Source organism: Ornithinibacter sp. (assembly GCF_035443565.1).
Lineage (GTDB): Bacteria > Actinomycetota > Actinomycetes > Actinomycetales > Dermatophilaceae > Fodinibacter.
In genome coordinates, this window is the sequence record NZ_DAORSO010000248.1 from 1 (window position 1) to 2,334 (window position 2,334).

The following is a 2,334-nucleotide window of genomic DNA, read 5'->3' on the forward strand; positions in this document are numbered from 1 at the left end:
ATCGCGACCGGCATCGCCGTGCGGTCGGCATCCGGTCTGGAACCTCGCGAGGTGCTCGAGCAGATCTCGCTCGTCGCGTCCGAGCTGATGTCGATGCAGGCCCGCGTGTACCGCGACCAGGTGCGCCCGGCCCTGGCGACCGAGGGCATCACGATCGTGCGGTGGGACGAGCTGTCGCCCGAGGAGCACGAGCGCATCGGCCAGATGTTCACCAGCCGCGTGTTCCCGGTGCTCACCCCGCTCGCCGTCGACCCGGCGCACCCGTTCCCGTACATCTCCGGCCTCTCCCTGAACCTCGCGGTCGTCCTGGTCAACCCGCGCACCGGCAAGGAGCACTTCGCCCGGGTCAAGGTGCCGCCCGTGCTCCCCCGGATGCTGCGCGTCGCCGACGGCGCGGACGAGTCGCCGCTGGCCGACATGTACGCCACCAGGTTCGTCCCGCTCGAGGACGTCATCGCCGCCCACCTGGACCACCTGTTCCCCGGCATGGAGATCCGTGAGCACTTCACCTTCCGGGTCACCCGCAACGAGGACCTCGAGGTCGAGGAGGACGACGCCGAGAACCTGCTGACGGCCCTGGAGCGTGAGCTGACCCGGCGCCGCTTCGGCCCGCCGGTGCGCCTCGAGGTCGAGGAGGACATGGACGACCACGTCCTGGACCTGCTCGTGCGCGAACTCGGCGTCGCGGCATCCGAGGTGTACCGGCTCCCGGCCCCGCTGGACCTGCGCGCCCTCAACGTCATCGCCGACCTCGAGCGCTCCGACCTGCACTTCGACCCGTTCGTGGCCCGCACCAACCCCGACCTCGCGCCGACCGAGAGCTCGAAGGCCCGCGACATCTTCGCCTCGATCCGCAAGCAGGACGTGCTGCTCCAGCACCCGTACGACTCGTTCTCGACGTCGGTGCAGGCCTTCATCGAGCAGGCCGCGGCCGACCCGCGGGTGCTCGCCATCAAGCAGACCCTCTACCGCACGAGCGGTGACAGCCCCATCATCGACGCCCTCATCGACGCCGCCGAGGCCGGCAAGCAGGTGCTGGCCGTCGTCGAGATCAAGGCGCGCTTCGACGAGGAGAACAACATCTCCTGGGCGCGCAAGCTCGAGCACGCCGGCGTGCACGTCGTCTACGGCATCGTCGGCCTGAAGACCCACGCCAAGCTCTGCCTCGTGGTACGCCAGGAGGCCGAGGGGCTGCGCCGCTACTGCCACGTCGGAACGGGCAACTACAACCCCAAGACGGCCCGCCTCTACGAGGACCTCGGGCTGCTCACCGACGACCCGCAGGTCGGCGAGGACCTCACCCGCCTGTTCAACCAGCTCTCGGGGGTTGCCCCCCGCAGCCGGTTCAAGCGCCTGCTCGTGGCACCCCGGTCGGTGCGCTCGGGGCTCATCGACCTCATCGACGCCGAGATCGCGAACGAGGAGCGGGAGCCCGGCAGCGGTCTGATCGCCTGGAAGGTCAACTCGATCGTCGACGAGCAGCTGATCGACGCGCTCTACGGGGCCTCGCGCGCCGGAGTGCGCGTCCAGCTGTGGGTTCGCGGCATCTGCGCCCTGCGCCCCGGCATCCCCGGCGTGTCCGAGAACATCGAGGTGCGCTCGATCCTGGGCCGCTTCCTCGAGCACTCCCGCATCTTCCTGTTCGGCGGCGGAGGCGAGACGGTGGCGCTCATCGGCAGCGCCGACATGATGCACCGCAACCTCGACCGACGCGTCGAGGCGCTGGTGCACCTGGTCGACCCGCGCCACCTCGCCGACCTCGAGGCGCTGATGAAGCGCGGCATGAGCGACGAGTACATGCACTGGAAGCTCGGGGCTGACGGCCGCTGGATCCGCCACCACCTCGATGCCGAGGGCGCCCCGCTCACCGACCTGCAGACCGCGATGATCGAGATGCACGCCAAGCGGCGCCGCAAGGCCCGCCGACGGTGACCGGCTACCCGGGGGCTGGCCGCACGGAGGCGGCCCGATGAGGATCCCCGCGGCGGGCACCCTGCCGTGGCGGCTGCGCGACGGTGAGCTCGAGGTCGCCCTCGTGCACCGCCCTCGTTACGACGACTGGTCCTGGGCCAAGGGCAAGCTCGACCCGGGCGAGGACTGGGCGGTCGCGGCCGTGCGCGAGACCGTCGAGGAGACCGGGCTCGTCGTGCGCCTGGGGCCGCCGCTGCCCGAGGCCCGCTACACCCTGCTCGGCCGCGACGGCACCCCCGACGACAAGGTCGTGCGCTACTGGACCGCCCAGGTCACCGGCGGCGACGGCCACCTCGTCAACGAGATCGACGAGGTCGTCTGGCTCGACGTGCCGGCCGCCCACACGCGGTTGGACTACGCCCG

General features: G+C 71.0%; 2 protein-coding genes. Both read left to right on the plus strand.

Annotated elements, in window-relative coordinates:
- The coding region (locus PLL68_RS14005; RefSeq protein WP_324535115.1) for an RNA degradosome polyphosphate kinase at window positions 1–1,932 on the plus strand (1,932 nt) is incomplete at its 5' end.
- 37 nt (window positions 1,933–1,969) lie between these two features.
- Window positions 1,970–2,334 (plus strand): NUDIX hydrolase (locus tag PLL68_RS14010; protein ID WP_324535117.1); only part of this gene is annotated, 365 nt, incomplete at its 3' end.